The organism is Microbacterium sp. LTA6 (assembly GCF_045690355.1).
Classification (GTDB): domain Bacteria; phylum Actinomycetota; class Actinomycetes; order Actinomycetales; family Microbacteriaceae; genus Microbacterium.
On record NZ_CP147855.1, the window covers coordinates 1,631,428 to 1,649,841 of the forward strand.

Genomic DNA, 18,414 nt, shown 5'->3' on the forward strand with positions numbered 1-18,414 from the left:
GCTGGTGGAGACACCGCGGTCGTGGACGACACGGACGGATGCCGGACCCGTCGTCGTATTCTGAAGGGACACCGGACGCAGCCGGAGGTGCCCGTGTCAGATGCCATGAACAATGCCGCCCGTTACCGCGCGCAGCGACAGGCCGGCGAGGATCCCACGTCGGAAGCCGAGGAGGAGCAGCCGGCGTCCATGACGCTGAACGCCGAGAACAAGGCGGCCTTCATCGAGACGGCGATCCAGCTCGCGATCCGCCGAGGCGAGTTCGATGATCTCCCCGGCGCGGGCAAGCCGCTCGAGGGGCTCGGTACGCACCAAGACCCGGACTGGTGGATCCGCCGCAAGATCGAGCGGGAGAATCTCACCGGTCTCGGCCCGCCGGCGATCCTGCTCCGCACCGAGGACCGCGAGTTGAACGATCAGCTCGACCTGCTCGGCCGTGAGTCCGACGTACGTGAAGTCCTGGAGGACTTCAACCGCCGGGTGATCGAGGCGCGGCGGCAGCTCCAGGGTGGACCGCCGGTCGTCACATCGCCCCGTGACGTGGAAGCCGAAGTCGTTTCCTGGGCCGCGCGCCGCGCGGCCAGACGTGCATCCGTCCCGGAACCCGCCCCACCCGCTCCTCGCCGCCGCTTCGGCATCCGTCGCCGTCGCTGACTGTTTCGAGCGCGGGCGCGTCGCGCGGTGAATGCGCTTCCCTCGGCCAGATTCTCGGAATTCGGCCGAGCGAAGCGCACATCTCCGAGCCAGGTGCTCGCCCGTACATCCGTCCGGCCGCGTGTCCGCCTCGGGCCATAGGCTGGGACGCATGACAGATGTGCTCACCTCCGGCCTCGCCACTGAAGAGTTCAACGCCGACATCCGCCCCCAGGACGACCTGTACCGCTACGTCAACGGGGCGTGGCTGGATCGCACCGAGATTCCGGGGGACAAGGCCCGCTGGGGCTCGTTCCACCTTCTGGCCGAGCAGGCAGAGGCCGACGTCCGCACGATCATCGAGGAGTCGCAGGGAGCCGAGCCCGGCACCCTGGCACGCAAGATCGGCGACCTGTTCGCCAGCTTCATGGACACCGGGCGCATCGACGCGGCCGGCACCGCACCGCTCGCGGAGACGTTCGCCGAGATCGACGCCATCGACAGCATCCCGGCGTTCCTGCGCACCGTCGGCGCCTACGACCGAGACGGCCGCGCGCACCTGATCGGCCTGTACGTCGATGGCGACCCGGGCAACCCCGAGCGCTACATCCCCGTTCTCGTGCAGTCCGGCCTCTCGCTGCCCGATGAGAGCTACTACCGCCTCGACACGTTCGAAGAGACCAGGGCCGCGTACCGCGCGCACCTGGAGCGCCTGCTCACGCTCGCCGGAGTCGCGGATGCCGTCACCGAGGCCGACCGCGCGATCGCCGTCGAAGCCGAACTCGCGACCCACCACTGGGACAACGTGCGCAGCCGCGATGCGGTCGAGACCTACAACCTGAAGACGTGGGCCGAGATCCTCGATCTCGCCGGAGTCGACCTCGCGCCGTGGCGCGAGGCGGTCAGCCCCTCGAACCCCGATGCGTTCGATGAGGTCGTCGTCTCGCAGCCGAGCTTCTTCGAGGGCCTCGGCACGCTGTTGACCGCCGAGCGCCTCGACGCATGGAAGTCCTGGTTGCGCGCCCAGGTCGTGCACGCCGCCGCCCCTTACCTCACCGACGACATCGTGCAGGAGAACTTCTCGTTCTACGGCACCGAGCTCTCCGGAGTCCCGACGATCCGCGAGCGCTGGAAGCGCGGCGTCTCGTTCACCGAGGGTGCCCTGGGTGAGGCGATCGGCAAGGTCTACGTCGAGCGCCACTATCCGCCGACGGCGAAGGCAGCGATGGACGAGCTCGTCGCGAACCTCATCGAGGCGTACCGGCAGAGCATCACCGACCTCGAGTGGATGAGCCCGGAGACGCGCGAGCGCGCGCTCGCCAAGCTCGATGCCTTCACCCCGAAGATCGGCCACCCCGATGTGTGGCGCGACTACTCGACGCTCGACATCGACCGCGCCGACCTGTTCGGCAACGTGCGTCGCGCCGCGGTGTTCGAGCACGACCGTCACGTCGACAAGGTGGGCAAGCCCATCGACCGCACCGAGTGGCACATGCCGCCGCAGATGGTCAACGCGTACTACAACCCGTCGATGAACGAGATCGTGTTCCCGGCGGCGATCCTGCAGTACCCGTTCTTCGACGCCGCGCGTGATGCGGCCGCGAACTACGGTGGCATCGGTGCCGTCATCGGCCACGAGATCGGCCACGGCTTCGATGATCAGGGCAGCCGCTACGACGGTGCCGGCAAGCTCGAGGACTGGTGGACGGACGCCGACCGCTCGGCATTCGAAGAGCGCACGAAGGCCCTCATCGCGCAGTACGACGCGCTCGTTCCGCTGGGTCTGGACGCCGAGCACCACGTCAACGGGGCGCTGACCATCGGTGAGAACATCGGCGACCTGGGTGGGCTCGGGATCGCCCTGAAGGCGTACGAGCTCTCCCTCGACGGGGGAGAAGCTCCGGTGATCGACGGGCTGACCGGTGTGCAGCGCCTGCTGCTGTCGTGGGCGCAGGTGTGGCAGCAGAAGAGCCGTGACGCCGAGACGCTGCGGTTGCTGACCATCGACCCGCACTCGCCGAACGAGTTCCGTTGCAACCAGATCGTGCGCAACATCGGCGCGTTCTACGAGGCCTTCGACGTGGCCGAGTCCGACGCGCTGTGGCTTCCGCAGAGCTCGCGTGTGACGATCTGGTGACCATCTCCTGAGTTCGTGAAGGTTCCTCACCCGGTGGGGGTTACGATAGCCGTGCCGCCGGGGGATGAGCCCCGCGGTATCCCGCTATCCACCCCCCTCGGTAAGGATCACGCGTGGGCACTCCCCCCGAGCCTTCGCACGCCATGCTGCGCCGTTCCCAGCGGACCAGCAGGCGTCTGCCGCGTCGTGCCGCCATCGGCCGCCGGTCGTTCACATCGACGCTGCGTGCGCTCGAGATGCTGGCGGATGCCGGCGCCCAGGTCTCCGTCCACGTCGTCGATCTCGACAGCGGCGATCCGGTCCTCTCCGGTGACGACCACGTCACGATGCCGATCGCCGGTCTGGGCGTGGTGCCGCTGCTGATCGAGGTCGCGGCGGGCTTCGAGAGCGGGTCGCTGGATCCCCTCGAGATCATCGAGCGGAACTCGGTCGATCCGGTGTCCTCGTCCGGGTTGTGGCGTCATCTGCGTGCACCGGCGCTGCCGCTCTCCGATCTGGCTGTTCTCGCGGCGACCGCCGGCGACCCGATCGCCGTGAACGCGCTGTTGCAACGCGTCGGTCACGAACGAGTGCGTGAGCGCAGTGATGCCCTCGGGCTCGTCAGCACGGCGCTGCTCGACCGCTTCCGCGACAAACGCGGCCCCGACGACGCCCCGCAGGTGGCGGTGGGTTCGGCGCGGGAGATCTCCGGCCTGTTCTCCGCCCTGGTCAACTCGGCAGTCGTCGACGCGGCGGTCAGCGCACAGGTGTCGGAATGGCTGAGCCTGAATCAGGATCTCAGTCTCGTCGCGGCATCCACGGGCCTTGATCCGTTCGCCCATGATCACGACGCGCACGGCCTGTTGTTCATCAACAAGACCGGGCGTGACCGCGGGGTACGGGCGGAATCGGGTGTGCTCGCGGGCCCCCGCTCCGGCGTCGCCTACACGCTGATCGTCTGCTTCGACGATCTCTCGATCACGCACCGCCTGCGCGCCCACGACGCGTTCCGAGTGCTCGGTGTCGAGCTCATGGAGTACACGCACTGAGATCCGCTCGCGTGCCCCGATTAGGCTCGTGAGATGACCCGCGCAGACTGGACCCCGCACCGCCGTGATGACGGCGAACTGCTCGGGTGGATCCATCCGAAGGGCGACGACTGGGCGGCGGTCGACGTGCTCGGGCGCCCGGCTTCGGCGGCGACCGAGTGGCTGGATGCCGAGGCGGCGCTCGAGGAGCACGGCATCGCATGGCTCGCCGACGCCTGGATGCTGGAGGGGGAGAGCGAGCGTCCGTTGCGCGTGCGCATCGTCGAGGTGACACCCGACGACGACGGTGCGCCCGGGCGCATCGTGGTGAAGGTCGACGACTTCGGCGATGTCACACGGCCGCCCACGCAGCAGTTCGTGCTGCCGTGGCCGATTCCGGATCGGCTGCGCCCGCCACGTGACGGCGATCCGGACGCGTTCACGATCTCGCGTTGACGGCGAGTCTCAGCGCACGCCCTTCATGAGCGCGAGCACGGGTTTCACCGACACGAGAAGTCCCGCGCCGACGACGATCGCGATGCCGCCGAGGATCGAGAAGTACGGCACCTCGTTCTTCGGGTCGTAGAACTGCACGAGCCACCCCGAGATCGCGGTGCCGAGTGCGATCGACAGGAAGAACAGGGCGACCATCTGCGTGCGGAACGCTGCCGGTGCGAGCTTGGTCGCCACGGAGAGGCCGACCGGCGAGATCAGCAGCTCGGCGATCGTGAAGACCAACAGGATGCCGACGATGGCGAGCAGCGGCGTCGAGTTCGCACCGCCTCCGGCGAACGGCAGGAACAGCAGGAACGCCGCACCCATGATGATCGTGCCGAGGGCGAACTTCACCGGTGTCGCGGGCTGACGCGTGCCGAGACGTGTCCAGATCGCGGCGAAGACGCCGGAGAGCACGATGATGAAAACCGGGTTGATCGACTGCACCCACGAGACCGGCATCTCCCAGCCGAACAGGTTCCGGTCGAGCTGCTTGTCGGAGTAGACGGTGAGCACCGTGAACTGCTGCTGGTACAGCGACCAGAAGGCCACGCTCGTGACGAACAGCGGCAGGAACGCCCAGACCCGCGAGCGTTCGGTCGCATCGATGCGCCGGCTGCTGAGGATCACCGCGAAGTAGGCGATGGTGGCCGCCAGGGTGCCGAGGATCACGATGGTCGCGAGGTTGTCGGCGCGGATCACGCCCAGCAGCACCAGGAGGACGATCAGCGCGATCCCGGCTACGGCGATGATCGCGATGAGCGGGTAGCGCGCGGCGGGAAGCGGGTTCGGCACCTGCCTCGCCGCCTCCGGCAGTGCCTTCCTGCCGAAGGAGTACTGCACGAGCCCCAGGGTCATCCCGATCGCGGCGAGCCCGAAGCCGAAGTGGAAGCCGAGCGAGGACTGCAGAAGTCCAGTGAGGATCGGACCCATGAAGGCACCGAGGTTGATGCCGAGGTAGAACAGCGAGAAGCCGGCATCGCGACGCGTATCCTCCGGGCCGTACAGGCTCCCCACGACCGAGGTCGCGTTCGCCTTGAGCCCTCCGGAGCCGAGGGCGACGAGGACGAGTCCGACGCCGACCCCGATGAATCCGGGAAGAACGGCGAGAGCGATGTGCCCGGCGACGATGACGATCGCGCTGAGGAACAGAACGCGCTCGGAGCCGAGAAGGCGGTCTGCGACCCATGCGCCGAGGATGGTCGACAGGTACACCGAACCCCCGTAGGCGCCGACGATGCCGCCGGCCACCGCCTCCGGCAGCCCGAGTCCGCCCTGGGTGACGGAGAAGTACAGGTAGATGAGCAGGATCCCCTGCATGCCGTAGAAGCTGAACCGCTCCCACATCTCGACCCCGAACACGTGCACCAGGGCCCAGGGCTGACCGAAGAAGCGGGTGTCTTCCGAGGTCTGCGGCGACCCGGCTTTCGATGAAGGCATGCCACCACCGTACGCCCGCTCGGATAGCCTGGGTGGGTGCGAACCATCCGCGATCTCGACACCGTTGAACTCATCATCGACGCCCAAGGGCTGCTGGATTCCATCCGGGGCCGGGAGCGCGTCATCGACGCCGGCACGCTGCGGGCGCTGCAGCAGTCCGGCAACTATGTCGTCGGACTGTTCGACGGTGACGGTGATGATGCGCGCATGGTCGGTGCATCGATCGCGTTCTTCGGCGAACCGGGCAACCGCGCGATGCACTCGCACATCACGGCCCTGCTGCCGGAATACCGCGGCCGAGGCTGGGGGCGCGAGCTCAAGGAGCACCAGCGCCAGTGGGCCTTCTCGCGCGACGTCGGCCGCATCACCTGGACGTTCGATCCGCTCGTCGCGCGCAACGCGCACTTCTTCCTGACGGTGCTCGGCGCCCGCGTCACCGGCTACGCCGTGAACCGCTACGGCATCTTCGGTGGCGGTGATGCCGGAGACGAGAGCGACCGGCTCGACGTCGCGTGGGGGCTGGCGGACATCGCGAAGCCGCCGGCGCCCGACAGCGTCGTCGCCACACTGGAGATCCCCGCAGACGTCGAATCCATGCGTGCCACCGACCCGGATGCCGCCCACGAGTGGCGGCTGCGGCTGCGCTCCGAGATGGAGGAGCTGCTCGGCCGTGGCCTGCGCATCGCCGGATTCGACGTCGAGCGCGGTTACCTGTTCACAGAGTGAGGGCGTTGCGTTTCCGCTGTCGCGGATAGAATCGGGGATGCCCGTGATCACGGGTATTTCCCCGCAGCATCCGACCATTGGAGCCACCATGGCCGAACAGTCCCGCCTCGACAAGGTCATCGCCCTCGCCCGCCACCGCGGGTTCGTGTTCCAAGCGGGTGAGATCTACGGCGGTTCGCGTTCAGCCTGGGACTACGGCCCCCTCGGCACCGAGCTCAAGGAGAACATCCGCCGGCAGTGGTGGCAGTCCTTCGTCCGCGGTCGCGGTGACATGGTCGGCCTCGACTCCTCGATCATCCTCCCCAAGCGCGTGTGGGAGGCATCCGGTCACGTCGCGACCTTCACCGACCCGCTCGTGGAGTGCCTCAGCTGCCACAAACGCTTCCGCGCCGACAACCTCATCGAGGACTTCGAGGCACGCAAGGGCCGCAAGGCCGAGAACGGCCTCGCCGACATCCCCTGCCCGAACTGCGGCAACAAGGGGCAGTACACCGAGCCGAAGGCGTTCTCCGGCCTGGTGAAGACCTACCTCGGCGTCGTCGACGACGAATCGGGCCTGTACTTCCTGCGCCCCGAGACGGCGCAGGGCATCTTCGTGAACTTCGCCAACGTGCTCACCGCGAGCCGCAAGAAGCCGCCGTTCGGCATCGGCCAGGTCGGCAAGGCCTTCCGCAACGAGATCACCCCCGGCAACTTCATCTTCCGCACCCGCGAGTTCGAGCAGATGGAGATCGAGTACTTCACCCCGCCCGCCGAGGCGCAGGAGTGGTTCGAGCACTGGGTCGAGGTCTGCTGGGCGTGGTTCATCGATCTCGGCATCAACCCCGAGAACATGCGCCAGTTCGACGTCCCCGAGCACGAGCGGGCGCACTACTCTGCCGGCACGATCGACTTCGAATACCGCTTCGGCTTCCCCGGCAAGGAGTGGGGCGAGCTGATGGGCGTCGCCAACCGCACCGACTACGACCTCTCCAGCCACGCCGAGGCGTCCGGCCAGAGCCTGTCGTACTTCGATCAGGCATCCGGCGAGCGTTACACGCCGTACGTGATCGAGCCGTCGTTCGGCCTCACCCGCTCGATGATGGCGTTCCTCGTCGACGCCTACCGCGAGGAAGAGGTGCCGAACGCCAAGGGCGGCACCGATATCCGCACGGTGCTCAAGCTCGACCCGCGGATCGCGCCGGTGAAGGTCGCCGTGCTTCCGCTGTCGCGCAACGAGAAGCTGTCACCGCTGGCCCGCGAGGTCGCCGACGGACTCCGTGGCCGCTGGGCGATCGACTTCGATGACGCGGGTGCCATCGGACGCCGTTACCGTCGTCAGGATGAGATCGGCACGCCGTTCTGCGTCACGGTCGACTTCGACTCGCTCGATGACCGGGCCGTCACCGTGCGCGACCGCGACACGATGGCGCAGGAGCGCATCTCGATCGACGACCTGCACGAGTACCTCGCGGAACGCCTCAAGGGCGCCTGAACGGGCGCCCGCGCCGGTCAGGGCGAGGGAGCAGGGCTCGGCGAGGCGGATGCCGCGCCCGGCGCAGTCGCTGCGACGGCGTCGGCGATGAGCGCCTGCACCTGGGCGTCGTCGTCCAGCATCCCCGCCGACGGTGAGACGGTCTCGAAGATCTTGTCCGCATATTCGTCGGAGAGGTCGGCGAGAGCGTCGTACTGATCGTCCTCGTCCGGATTGGCTTCGAGGGCGTCGGCGACGTCTTCGTTCGCCTCGGCGAGGAGCGCGAGCAGTGCATCGAAGTCTGCGGCGACCTCGGGGAGCAGCGGGTAGGTGCGAATGCGCTCGCCGTAGGCGACGATCTCCTTCAGCAGCGCGAGCGTCCGTTCGTTCTCGGCGGCGTCGAACCCCGGTTCGAACGCACCGGTGTACTCCTCGACGACCAGCAGCATCCGGGTCGCTCCGGGGCGGAAGTCCTCGCCTTCGCCCTCCTCGATGCTGCGGTTGAACTCCTCGAGCACGGCGGAGCGCGCCTGTGCGTACGCGGCATCCGGTGTGCTCTCGAGTTCGCGGATGCGCCACAGCAGCCAGAGTCGATCAGCGGTGCGCTCCTGGGTTTCGGCGGGGTCGCCCCAGGGGAGGTACCCGTCGATCAGTGCCTGCCGGTACGGATCGCCGATTGATGCGAGATCCGGGGGAGCGCTCGGGGCCGGCGAGGCCTTCGTCGCATCGGCCAGGGTGGCGGACAGGTCGGCGACCTGCGCGGCGAATGCCGGGCGGAGCGAGGACGCGTACTGAAGTGGAGCCTCGAAGACCGAGTTCAGATTGCCGTAGTTCCAGTACGAGTTGTACGGGTCTCCGATCGCCTTCCACGATTCGAGTTCCTCGACAGCATCCTTCTGGAACGCCTCCTCCTCGTGCAGCCAATCGAGGATGAACGCGCCGACGGATACTCCGAGCGCGGACTCGGGGATGATCTTGGTCTCCTCGTCGCCCAGAGCCACACCTTCGAGGGCCGTGACCGCGACGCCGAGGAGGTCGAGCCGTTCCTCGGCGAACGCCGCGCCAGCCGTTCTGTTGATCTCGTAGTACTTCGCCGGGTCGTCTGACACGTAGTCCAGGGAGTCCGTCGACGCGTTGACCCGGTCGGCAGCGGGCCCGCCGAGGGTGTTGTAGTAGAGGTCGGCCAGCGGCCAGTAGCTGTGGAAAGAAGCGAGGCGCAGCGTCAGGAGCGACTCCGGCTCCAAACCGGCGAGCTCCTCGACGATCACCCCCACCTGCTCCTCGACGGCTGCGGCGGCGAGATATGTCGGCGTGTTCTCCACGGCCCCTTTGTCGAACTCTTTCAGCGCGGGTGCGTTCTTCAGGGCTTCGCCGATCCCGACCTCCGCAAACGGAAGTTCCTCCACTCCGTCGGGCAGGGCGGCCCACTCTTCGCTGGTGCCGGTCCTGGCCTTCGCCGTAGCCGCCGTGAGCTCTTCCGCCCACGCGGTGAGCTCTTCGCTGTACTCCGCCGCCGCTTTCACCGCTTCCTGGTTCGGCCCGCTGGTGCAGCCGGTCAGCAGCCCCACCGCCAGTGCCACGACCGCAGCGGACGTCATCATCCTGCGCATCTCGGCCTCCCCCGGTATCGCCTAACGAAATACTAGGTCGTGCCCGCTGAGCCGGCCACGGCGCGGCTGTATCTCTCCGACAACAACTGGAGCCTTGGAATCAGCTCGGCCGGTGACTCGACGGTGAAGTCCATCATCAGCATCCCGATGTAGGCGGCGACCGTGTCGAGGCTGTCGGCTCCGGTGACCAGGATGCAGTGGTCGTCGTCGATCGGTTCCACCACTCCGACTGCCGCGTGGATCCGGTCGAGCACGGCCTGGGCTGGAGCGTCGATGCGCAAGCGGGCGTGCACGACCCAGCCGCTCACGGCAATGGTCCGCATGGCGAACGCCGTGTAGTCGCCACCGGGGAGTGGTTGCGGTTCGAACCGGCGGTGGGTCGCCATCCGCAGTTCCATCCAGTCGACTCGGTGCGTTCCCCATTCTGCGGTCTGGGGGTCGCGAGCCACCAGGTACCAGCGCCGGTGCCAGGTGAGGAGCCGGTACGGCTCGACCAGTACGGGCCGTCCCTCGTAGTCGAAGCGCAGCCATTCCTGGTTGCGGATGGCATTCGCGACGGCCTGCAGGACTGCGGCATCGACTTCGGGATCCGGAGCATCGGTGTCGTTGTTCTCCGGGGCGCGGTCGACGCTCGATCGGAGAGCCTCGACCGTCGGACGCAGGTGCGATGGCAGTACCTGCTCGAGCTTTGCGAGCGCCCTGGCGCCCGACTCCGCGACCCCGGCGATGCCGGCGGCGGCGCGGAGTCCCACGGTGACGGCGACCGCTTCCTCGTCATCGAGCAGCAGCGGAGGCAGCTTTCCGCCGGCGCCGAGGCGGTAACCGCCGATCGCGCCGCGCGTCGCGTCGACGGGATATCCCAACTCGCGGAGCCGGTCGATGTCGTGCCGTACTGTGCGTGTCGAGACCCCGAGACGCTCGGACAGTTCGCGCCCTGAGCGCTCAGGGCCGGCCTGCAGCAGGGACAGCAGTGCCAGCAGGCGTGCGGTCGGATCGGCCATGGTTTCCTCCCGGGAAACGTGTACTAGAGGAGCGTATCCACCGGGCGCGCTCACGATCCGCCACGTCATCCGTCGGGCGATGTCTTCGGGGCGGCCGGGCGTGCACTGCGCGCCGCGCCGATGGAGGCGATGACGACGCACGCCACAGCCAGCCATTGCGACCAGAGCAACGCCTCCTGCAGCACCACGAGGCCGATCACCGCCGCCATCGCGGGCTCGAGACTCATCAGGATGCCGAAGACCCGAGGCGGCATCCGCCGAAGGGCCTCCAGGTCGAATGATGACGGAATCACCGAAGACAACAGCGCCACCCCGACTCCGGCCGCCAGTACCCACGGCTGGATCAAGGCGAGCCCGCTCTCGGCGACGCCGACGGGAAACGCCACGCACGCGGCGACGACCGCCCCGAGAGCGAGGCCGTTGCCTTCGTGGGTGTGACGACCCAGAGCCGCGCTGACCAGAATGTAGAGCGACCAGCACACTCCCGCTCCCAGCGCGAACAGCACGCCGGCGAGCTCGAGGTCGCCGACACCTCCCATGAGCAGCACGACACCACCGGTCGCCAGGAGCGCCCAGAAGGCATCCGACCATCGTCTGGAACCGGCGAGAGCGACGGCGAGCGGCCCCAGGAACTCGATGGTCACCGCGATTCCCAGCGGTATGAGATTCAGGGCCAGATAGAAGAACAGGTTCATCAGGCCGAGGATCACGCCGTACGCCAGCACGATCGCCCAGGCGCGACGATTCATGCGCAGAGGAGGGCGCCACAGCACGACCAGCACGATAGCCGCGAAGAACAACCGCAGGGCGACGGTGCCGAAGCTCCCTACGGTCTCGAACAACCCTTTAGCGAGGGCAGACCCCAGCTGGACGCTGAGGATGCCGAGCAGAACAAGGGCTGTCGGCGGGACGGCGTCGACAAGCCGCCCGCCCTCCCGCGTCAGGGGTCATCACGTCGGCATGCGCCGCGTATGGTCCTGTCGATATCCATCCAAGCCATCGCCCCAGTCTGCACGGCTGCGCCTCGTGCCACCACCCCCATCCGATTCGGAGGCTCGACGGCCTCCGGAAATCGGATGAGATTCTCTTTTCTATTAGGAAGATATCCCGCCTATTAGGCTCATATCGTCGTAGACATGAACAACATCAACCTCACCTTCCGCCCCTTCTCCGTCTCCGTCTCCGCTGCCGAGGTCGCCGACCTCCAGGACCGACTCGCCCGTACCCGCCTGCCCCAGCCGTCGCCGGTCGACGACTGGGATGCCGGCACGCCGAACTCGTACCTCCGCGAAGCCATCGACGCGTGGCGCTCCTTCGACTGGGCCGCCGCCGAGGCACGGATCAACGCGGTGCCGCATTTCACCACCGAGATCGACGGTCAGAGCATCCACTTCATCCACGTGCGTTCGGCGCACGAGGGCGCGACTCCGCTGCTGCTCGCGCACACCTACCCGGGTTCGTCGATCGACTACCTCGACATGATCGACCAGCTCGTCGACCCGGTGGCGCACGGCGGCCGCGCAGAAGACGCGTTCGATGTCGTGATCCCGGATGCTCCGGGCTACGGCTACTCGCAGCCGCTCGCCTCTGCCGGCTGGACCACGGCACGGGTAGCCGCCGCGTACGACGAGCTGATGCGCGGCCTCGGCTACGACAGCTACGGCATCCACGGCTCTGACAACGGCGCGATGGTCGCCCGCGAGCTCGGTCTGCTCAACCCTGCAGGCTTCCTCGGTCTGCACGTGATGCAGCTGTTCTCGTTCCCCTCCGGCGACCCTGCCGAGTTCGAGAAGCTGGAGCCCGCGGACTACGCCGGTCTCGAGCACATGCAGTGGTTCCAGTCAGTCGGTGGCTACAACACGATGAACTCGTCCCGTCCGCAGACCGTGTCGGTCGGCATCAGCGACTCGCCGATCGGGCTTCTCGCTTACAGCGAGCTGTTCAACAACTTCGGCAACGGCACCTCGCTGGTCTCGCTCGACAAGATCCTGCTCGAGGTGAGCGTGAACTGGTTCGCCAACGCCGCCTCTGGCATGAGCCGCAGCTACCTGGAGAACGCTCGGGCTGACGGCGGGGAGGACGCTGCTCCGCAGATCAACGCCGCGCCGACCGGTGTGGCCGTCTTCAAGGACGACTTCCAGACGATCCGGGTCTTCGCCGAGCGCGACAACTCGAACATCGTGCACTGGAGCCGCTTCGACGAGGGCGGGCACTTCGCCGCACTGGAGCGGCCCGACGTGCTCGTCGGCGACATCCGGGCGTTCTTCGCCGGGCTGCGCTGAGCCCGTCGCCTCAGTGCCGAAACCCCCTGATACCGCCGAGACCCCCTCGTACAGACGTCTGTACGAGGGGGTCTCGGCGCTGAACGGGGGTCTCGGTGTCAGGTTGCAGGCGTCAGTTCTCGCGCAGATCGAGCCACATGATCCGCAGGCCCACATCGCCTTCGGACGGATGCCGGAACGCGCCCGGCGCGATGCCGATCGTGCGGAAGCCGAGGTTCTCGTACAACTGAACGGCGGCCGTGTTCGTCTCCACCACGGCGTTGAACTGGACCGCTACGAAACCGCGGCGGCGCGCCCAGGCGATCATGTCCTCCACGAGGGTGCGGCCCACGCGGCGCCCTCTCGCGGCGGAGTCCACCATGAAGCTCGCCGATGCCACGTGCGATCCGGGCCCTGCGCGATTCGGGTACATGTTCGCTGTTCCGAGCACCTGGTCGTCCGCGACGGCGACAACGGTGCGGGCGGGCTCGCCGCGCAACCACGTCCGGCGCGCTTCGTCCTCGCTCATCCCGGGGTCGTAGGCGAAGGTCGTCTGCTCCCGGACGACCTCGCGGAAGATCGGCCAGATGTGCGGCCAGTCATTCTCGGTGGCCTCGCGCACCGTCACGGCGCTCAGCTGCGCACCTCGATCTGCATGCCCTCGGTGCCACCGGATTCCGCCCAGGCGAGGGATCGCTCCAGGATGCCGCGGAGCACCTCGAGGTCGATCTCCTCGAGGTCTTTGATGTAGAGGCAGCCGGCGCCAGCCGTGTGCGGGCCGAGCTTCGCGATCGCTGCCGCGTGAGCATCAACCCCGTCGAGCAGATACACCGTGGTCGCAGCCTTGCGGGGTGCGAAGCCGATCAGGCCGGTGTCACCTTCGGTGCCGGTCGGGTAACGGTAGTGGCACGATCCGAAGCCGATGATCGTGCCCCAGACCACGGGCTCGCGGCCGGAGACCTCCTGCATCAGCGCGGTCAGCGTCTCGGCATCCCGCCGGCGCTTCTCCGGCGTCGACCGCGCGATCAGAGCCGCGACATCGTCACCGGTCGGCTTCATTTCGCGGCCTTGGCTGCGGCCTTCATGGCCTTCTTGTGCTCGCGCACCTGCGTGAGCGACTCCGGCGAGACGATGTCTGCGACGCTGCGGAATGAGCCTTCTTCGCCGTAGGGTGCGGCCGCCTCGCGCCAGCCCTCACCGGTGAAGCCGTACTGCTTGCCCAGCAGCGCGAGGAAGATCTTCGCCTTCTGCTCGCCGAAACCGGGGAGTGTCTTGAGCCGCTTCAACACCTCGGCGCCGCTCGGGTCGCCCTCGGTCCACAGCGCGGAGGCGTCACCGCCCCACTGGTCAACGAGTTCCTGACAGAGCGTCTGCACTCGGGCCGCCATGGAACCGGGGAAGCGATGCACGGCTGGCGTCTGCTTGAACGCCTCGAGGAACTCGTCGGGATTCATCCGGGCGATGGTGGCGGCGTCGGCCGCCCCGGTCCGCTGTTCGATCTTCAGAGGTCCGGCGAACGCCGTCTCCATCGGCACCTGCTGGTCGAGGAGCATCCCCACCAGAAGCGCGAGCGGATTGTCGGTGAGGAGCGCGTCGGCGGCGGTGTCTCCGGTGATGTGAAGGGCCATGCGACCAGTCTCGCACCGACCACGTCGCCGCGGGATGCGGGCTTCAGGCGGATTCTGATGCCGCGGCGGCGTCTGCCTCGGGCGCGATCCCGTACAGCGTCTCGAGGGCGGCCGCGAAGTCGTCGGCACGACCGGTGGCGGCGAGTTCGTGCGCACGCGTGGTCGGTGCGTGCAGGAGAACGCCGGCGAGGTGACGCAGGGACTGCTCGATGCGTCCGTCCTCGTCGCCGCGGGCGCGGGCCCGCCCGATCTCGTTCTCGAGGAGCCCGAAGATGTGCGTGCGCAGCGCGACGATCGAGGGGGTCACACTCTGTCGTGCACCCACGACGTGGAAGGTGTCGGCGGCATCGCGGACGACGCTGCGCGCGGCATCCGTCGCCTGCAGTTCCTCAAGAGGTGCGTGCAGCCGGATGGTCTCCAGATCGAGGAGAGCCGTTGCCGCGAGGTGCGCGACCGCGGGGTCGACGTTGCGCGGCATGCCGAGGTCGATGATGAGGCGGTTGTGATCGCCGACCGGGCATCCCGCCGGCGCGATCCCGAGGGGAGCGCTCAGGTGCTCGGGTCCGAGGACGGGCTCGGTCGCCGTGGTGCAGGTGATCAGCAGGCTCGAGCGCGACGCGGTGTACGCGTATTCGTCGGCGGTGATCGGGCGGATGCCGTGCTTCGCGGCGAACGCCGCTTCGCGGCCGGACGGCGAGAAGACCGAGATGTTCACGGCGCCGCGCTCACGGAGCGTGGCGAGGGTGACGGCCGCGTAGGCGCCGGTGCCGACGAGCAGCACACGCTCGGCGGACCAGTCGGCGATGCGGCTGTCGGCGAGCTCGAGCGCGAGTCGTACCAGTGAACGGCCGGCGCGGCCGAGCGCGGTGACGTTCTTGACCTTGCGCTGCGCCTGGCTCGCCCGTTGGAAGAGCCGTTCGAGCTCGGGCGAGGTGGTGCCGTCCGTGCGCGCCGTCTTCAACGCGCGCCGCACCTGCCCGGCGATCTCGCCCTCGCCGGAGACCACGGATTCGAGGCCGGCGGCGACGGAGAACAAGTGTTCGGCGACGCGCCTGCCGGAATGCACGGCGTACGCGCCCTCGAAGTCCTTGGCGGCGACGCCGGTGGTTGCCTCGACGGCCTCGAGCACGGCTTCGACGCCGATGGCGCCGGCTGCGGTGACCGGCTCGTCGATCTCGATGTACGCCTCGAACCGGTTGCAGGTCGCCAGGACGACCGCACCCTGCACGACCGGCGCCATGCTCACCAGGGTCGGAGCGACGTCATCGGGGGTGCGGCTCAGACGTTCGAGCAGATCGAAGGAGGCGGTCTTGTGACTCGCCGAGACGCAGAGCAGCACAGTTCGATTGTACCGGCCCTCGTCGAGTGCGTCGGCGGGGCCGATATCCGGAGACTTGCATGCACCTCAGCACGCCCATAGGCCCGGCTGGGAGAATGGTGCCATGCCTCTCTCCGACGCGCCGTTGCTGCGCGCCCTCGCCGGTGATCGCCCCGCGCAGACCCCGGTCTGGTTCATGCGCCAGGCGGGCCGGTCGCTGCCCGAATACCGGGAACTGCGGGTCGGGACGCGGATGCTGGACGCCTGCCTCACGCCGGACCTCGCCGCCGAGATCACGCTGCAGCCGGTTCGCCGTCATGGGGTGGACGCGGCTGTGTTCTTCAGTGACATCGTCATCCCACTGCGCCTCGCCGGCGTCGACGTGGTCATCGAACCGGGACGCGGTCCGGTGTTCGCGAACCCGGTCCGCACCGCGGCCGACGTCGATCGGATCACCGCGATCGACCCCGCCTCGCTGGACGCGACCGCGATCGCCGATGCCGTGCGCCTCGTGGTCGCCGAGCTCGGCGACACTCCGCTGATCGGCTTCGCCGGTGCGCCGTTCACCCTCGCCGCCTATCTCGTCGAGGGCGGCCCATCGAAGGAGCACATGCGTGCGCGGGCGATGATGCACGCCGACCCCGCATCGTGGAACAAGCTGGCAGGCTGGCTGGCGCAGATCTCACGGGCGTTCCTCGAGGCGCAGCGCGACGCCGGAGCATCCGTCGTGCAGCTCTTCGACTCCTGGGCGGGTTCCCTCAGCAACGCCGACTACCGCACCTTCGTCGCGCCGCACTCCCGGGCCGCCCTCGACGGCATCGGCATCCCGACGATCCACTTCGGCGTCGGCACCGGGCCGTTCCTCGGCGACATGCGGCTCGGCGGCATCGCCGACGGTGTCGGCGTCGACTGGCGTCAGCCTCTCGACGAGGCCGCAGCCATCCTCGGGCCTGACGTCACCGTGCAGGGCAACATCGATCCCGCGCTCCTCTCCGCGCCCTGGCCGGTGCTGGAGGCGCACGTGCTCGACGTGCTCGAGCGCGGTCGCGCCGCTCGTGCGCACATCCTCAACCTCGGACACGGCGTGCCTCCGGAGACCGACCCCGACCAGCTCACTCGTATCGTCGAGCTGGTGCACTCGTCGGGACACGGAGCCTCGGTGTGACCGAACCAGCCGGCCCCGAGGTAATCGCAGCCCGCGCCGCCGCGACGCGCGTCGTCGTGATCGGCGGGGGGATAGGCGGGTTGATCGCCGCCCGCGAATGCGTGAAGGTCGGCATGCGGGTCACCGTGCTGGAAGCCGCGGATGCTCTGGGCGGAGCGATCCGCCGGACCGACCTCGACGGTGTCCGTGTCGACATCGGAGCGGAGAGCTTCGCCACCCGGGGCGGTCATGTGCGCGGCCTGCTCACCGAACTCGGTCTTGCGGATCGGATCGTGGCACCCACCGCCGGTGGGGCCTGGCTGGCCGGAATCCCCGGCGTGGGGGCCGCGCCACTGCCCGTCGGCGGCATTCTCGGCATCCCGGCGAACCCGTTCCAGGACGACGTGCGCCGCATCATCGGCTGGTCGGGCGCCTGGCGGGCCTACCTCGACCGCGTGCGCCCCCCGCTGACGATCGGCCACCAGCACAGCCTCGGCAGGCTCGTCTCGTCCCGGATGGGCATGAAGGTGCGCGATCGACTGGTCGCCCCGGTGACCACCGGGGTCTACTCCGCATCGCCCGAAGATGTCGATGTCGACGTCGCAGCTCCTGGGCTCAACGCCGCTCTCACCCGCGCCGGCTCACTGGCAGGCGCGGTGCAGGTGCTGCGCGACGAGGGCGCGGCACGCGCGGCCAAGGCGCCGGGAGCTGCCGTGGAGGGCATCGAGGGCGGCATGTCGGTGCTCGTCGATGCGCTGGAAGCCGAGCTGCTGCGTCTCGGCGCGATCGTGCGCACGAATGCGCGCGCGCGGTCGGTCTCCCGAGCGGGGGAGGCGTGGCTGGTCGAGGCAGATGTGGAGCCGGATGACACAGCCGACGTCGCCACCGACGATGAGCTCGCTGAGGCGGTGGTACTGACCGAGGAGATCGAGGCCGACGCCGTCATCCTCGCCACCGACGAGGCCATCGCGCGACGGCTCCTCGATCCTCTCGTGCCCGGACTCGCCGCCTCGGCGGCCGCATCGTCGGCGCCGGAGATCGAGATCGTCACCCTGCTGCTCGACGCGCCGGCGCTCGACGCCGCGCCGCGCGGCACCGGCGTGCTCACGGTTCCCGGCAGCCACACGGCCAAGGCGCTCACGCATTCGACCGCGAAATGGGGCTGGCTGCGCGAGGCCGCAGGCGTGCGTCACCTCGTGCGGGTCTCCTTCGGCGCGCAGGGCGAGCCGCCGGCGACCGCCACCCTGGACGACGAGGCTGCCGCGGTGCTCGCGCTGAGCGAGGCATCCGCGCTCCTCGGTGCGACCATTCCGCGGACCGCGCTCGTCGCCGCGCACCGCTCCCGCTTCGTGCAGTCGCAGCCGGCGTCGATCATCGGAGTGGGCGAACGACGTGCTGCCGCGCGTGCCGCCGTGCGGGCGGTCCCAGGTCTTGCTGTCGTGGGGGCGTGGGTGGCCGGAACGGGGCTCGCCCAGGTCATCCCGGATGCCAAGGACGAGGCCGACCGGCTGCGCCGCGCCCTGATCTGGGACTGAATGGCGGCGTGTGTCAACCCCCATCA

At 68.6% G+C, this 18,414-nt stretch carries 17 protein-coding genes; 9 read left to right on the forward strand and 8 right to left on the reverse strand.

The window, feature by feature from the left end:
* The first annotated feature begins 105 nt into the window (after positions 1 to 105).
* The 4 genes from LTA6_RS07790 (at position 106) to LTA6_RS07805 (ending at position 4,233) form a co-directional block, all read left to right on the forward strand.
* Positions 106 to 654: a DUF1992 domain-containing protein gene (locus LTA6_RS07790; RefSeq protein WP_407359258.1), complete on the forward strand. Its 549-nt coding sequence runs from the start codon at positions 106 to 108 to the stop codon at positions 652 to 654.
* A gap of 151 nt (positions 655 to 805) precedes the next feature.
* Positions 806 to 2,770 (forward strand): M13 family metallopeptidase, encoded by a 1,965-nt coding sequence (locus LTA6_RS07795; RefSeq protein ID WP_407359121.1) that lies wholly within the window; start codon positions 806 to 808, stop codon positions 2,768 to 2,770.
* Between the two features lie 143 nt (positions 2,771 to 2,913).
* Positions 2,914 to 3,798 (forward strand): serine hydrolase, encoded by an 885-nt coding sequence (locus LTA6_RS07800; protein WP_341978307.1) that lies wholly within the window; start codon positions 2,914 to 2,916, stop codon positions 3,796 to 3,798.
* 33 nt (positions 3,799 to 3,831) lie between these two features.
* A complete protein-coding gene (locus LTA6_RS07805) occupies positions 3,832 to 4,233 on the forward strand; it encodes a hypothetical protein (RefSeq protein WP_341977165.1) in 402 nt (133 codons plus the stop codon).
* Between the two features lie 9 nt (positions 4,234 to 4,242).
* On the opposite strand, the gene LTA6_RS07810 is transcribed toward LTA6_RS07805, so the two are convergent.
* On the reverse strand, positions 4,243 to 5,712 hold the full coding sequence (locus LTA6_RS07810) for a peptide MFS transporter (protein ID WP_341977168.1): 1,470 nt from the start codon (positions 5,710 to 5,712) through the stop codon (positions 4,243 to 4,245).
* 36 nt (positions 5,713 to 5,748) lie between these two features.
* On the opposite strand from LTA6_RS07810, the gene LTA6_RS07815 reads away from it, so the two are divergent.
* Positions 5,749 to 6,438, forward strand: a complete 690-nt coding sequence (locus tag LTA6_RS07815) for a GNAT family N-acetyltransferase (RefSeq protein WP_341977170.1) — start codon at positions 5,749 to 5,751, stop codon at positions 6,436 to 6,438.
* 88 nt (positions 6,439 to 6,526) lie between these two features.
* Positions 6,527 to 7,912 (forward strand): glycine--tRNA ligase, encoded by a 1,386-nt coding sequence (locus tag LTA6_RS07820; protein ID WP_341977172.1) that lies wholly within the window; start codon positions 6,527 to 6,529, stop codon positions 7,910 to 7,912.
* A 17-nt stretch (positions 7,913 to 7,929) separates the two neighbouring features.
* On the opposite strand, the gene LTA6_RS07825 is transcribed toward LTA6_RS07820, so the two are convergent.
* The 3 genes from LTA6_RS07825 to LTA6_RS07835 form a co-directional block, all read right to left on the reverse strand.
* A complete protein-coding gene (locus tag LTA6_RS07825) occupies positions 7,930 to 9,492 on the reverse strand; it encodes a hypothetical protein (RefSeq protein WP_341977174.1) in 1,563 nt (520 codons plus the stop codon).
* A gap of 41 nt (positions 9,493 to 9,533) precedes the next feature.
* On the reverse strand, positions 9,534 to 10,502 hold the full coding sequence (locus LTA6_RS07830) for a WYL domain-containing protein (RefSeq protein ID WP_341977176.1): 969 nt from the start codon (positions 10,500 to 10,502) through the stop codon (positions 9,534 to 9,536).
* Positions 10,503 to 10,567: 65 nt separating this feature from the next.
* A complete protein-coding gene (locus tag LTA6_RS07835; protein WP_341977178.1) occupies positions 10,568 to 11,344 on the reverse strand; it encodes an EamA family transporter in 777 nt (258 codons plus the stop codon).
* A gap of 294 nt (positions 11,345 to 11,638) precedes the next feature.
* Here LTA6_RS07835 and LTA6_RS07840 point away from each other — a divergent pair, with 294 nt between their 5' ends.
* On the forward strand, positions 11,639 to 12,784 hold the full coding sequence (locus tag LTA6_RS07840; protein ID WP_341977180.1) for an epoxide hydrolase family protein: 1,146 nt from the start codon (positions 11,639 to 11,641) through the stop codon (positions 12,782 to 12,784).
* 112 nt (positions 12,785 to 12,896) lie between these two features.
* Here the strand turns inward: LTA6_RS07840 and LTA6_RS07845 are convergent, their stop codons facing one another.
* The 4 genes from LTA6_RS07845 to LTA6_RS07860 are packed head-to-tail and all read right to left on the reverse strand — an operon-like array spanning position 12,897 to position 15,730.
* Entirely contained in the window at positions 12,897 to 13,391 is a 495-nt protein-coding gene (locus LTA6_RS07845; RefSeq protein WP_341977182.1) for a GNAT family N-acetyltransferase, read from the reverse strand.
* Positions 13,392 to 13,396: 5 nt separating this feature from the next.
* A complete protein-coding gene (locus tag LTA6_RS07850; RefSeq protein WP_341977184.1) occupies positions 13,397 to 13,822 on the reverse strand; it encodes a DUF1801 domain-containing protein in 426 nt (141 codons plus the stop codon).
* Entirely contained in the window at positions 13,819 to 14,391 is a 573-nt protein-coding gene (locus tag LTA6_RS07855; RefSeq protein WP_341977186.1) for an HhH-GPD-type base excision DNA repair protein, read from the reverse strand. The genes LTA6_RS07850 and LTA6_RS07855 overlap by 4 nt, the downstream gene beginning before the upstream one ends.
* A gap of 43 nt (positions 14,392 to 14,434) precedes the next feature.
* Positions 14,435 to 15,730: a glutamyl-tRNA reductase gene (locus tag LTA6_RS07860; RefSeq protein WP_407359122.1), complete on the reverse strand. Its 1,296-nt coding sequence runs from the start codon at positions 15,728 to 15,730 to the stop codon at positions 14,435 to 14,437.
* Between the two features lie 103 nt (positions 15,731 to 15,833).
* Between LTA6_RS07860 and hemE the strand changes: the two genes are divergently transcribed.
* Entirely contained in the window at positions 15,834 to 16,874 is a 1,041-nt protein-coding gene (hemE, locus tag LTA6_RS07865; RefSeq protein ID WP_407359123.1) for a uroporphyrinogen decarboxylase, read from the forward strand.
* Entirely contained in the window at positions 16,871 to 18,388 is a 1,518-nt protein-coding gene (locus LTA6_RS07870) for a protoporphyrinogen/coproporphyrinogen oxidase (protein ID WP_407359124.1), read from the forward strand. The genes hemE and LTA6_RS07870 overlap by 4 nt, the downstream gene beginning before the upstream one ends.
* The last annotated feature ends 26 nt before the right edge of the window (positions 18,389 to 18,414 follow it).

What these genes read in the sequence shown, in the direction of transcription:
- LTA6_RS07790 (WP_407359258.1), top strand. Translation starts at nt 106, where the DNA reads ATGAACAATGCCGCCCGTTACCGCGCGCAGCGACAGGCCGGCGAGGAT.
- LTA6_RS07795 (WP_407359121.1), top strand. Translation starts at nt 806, where the DNA reads ATGACAGATGTGCTCACCTCCGGCCTCGCCACTGAAGAGTTCAACGCC.
- LTA6_RS07800 (WP_341978307.1), top strand. Translation starts at nt 2,914, where the DNA reads ATGCTGCGCCGTTCCCAGCGGACCAGCAGGCGTCTGCCGCGTCGTGCC.
- LTA6_RS07805 (WP_341977165.1), top strand. Translation starts at nt 3,832, where the DNA reads ATGACCCGCGCAGACTGGACCCCGCACCGCCGTGATGACGGCGAACTG.
- LTA6_RS07810 (WP_341977168.1), bottom strand. Translation starts at nt 5,712, where the DNA reads ATGCCTTCATCGAAAGCCGGGTCGCCGCAGACCTCGGAAGACACCCGC.
- LTA6_RS07820 (WP_341977172.1), top strand. Translation starts at nt 6,527, where the DNA reads ATGGCCGAACAGTCCCGCCTCGACAAGGTCATCGCCCTCGCCCGCCAC.
- LTA6_RS07825 (WP_341977174.1), bottom strand. Translation starts at nt 9,492, where the DNA reads ATGATGACGTCCGCTGCGGTCGTGGCACTGGCGGTGGGGCTGCTGACC.
- LTA6_RS07830 (WP_341977176.1), bottom strand. Translation starts at nt 10,502, where the DNA reads ATGGCCGATCCGACCGCACGCCTGCTGGCACTGCTGTCCCTGCTGCAG.
- LTA6_RS07840 (WP_341977180.1), top strand. Translation starts at nt 11,639, where the DNA reads ATGAACAACATCAACCTCACCTTCCGCCCCTTCTCCGTCTCCGTCTCC.
- LTA6_RS07850 (WP_341977184.1), bottom strand. Translation starts at nt 13,822, where the DNA reads ATGAAGCCGACCGGTGACGATGTCGCGGCTCTGATCGCGCGGTCGACG.
- LTA6_RS07855 (WP_341977186.1), bottom strand. Translation starts at nt 14,391, where the DNA reads ATGGCCCTTCACATCACCGGAGACACCGCCGCCGACGCGCTCCTCACC.
- hemE (WP_407359123.1), top strand. Translation starts at nt 15,834, where the DNA reads ATGCCTCTCTCCGACGCGCCGTTGCTGCGCGCCCTCGCCGGTGATCGC.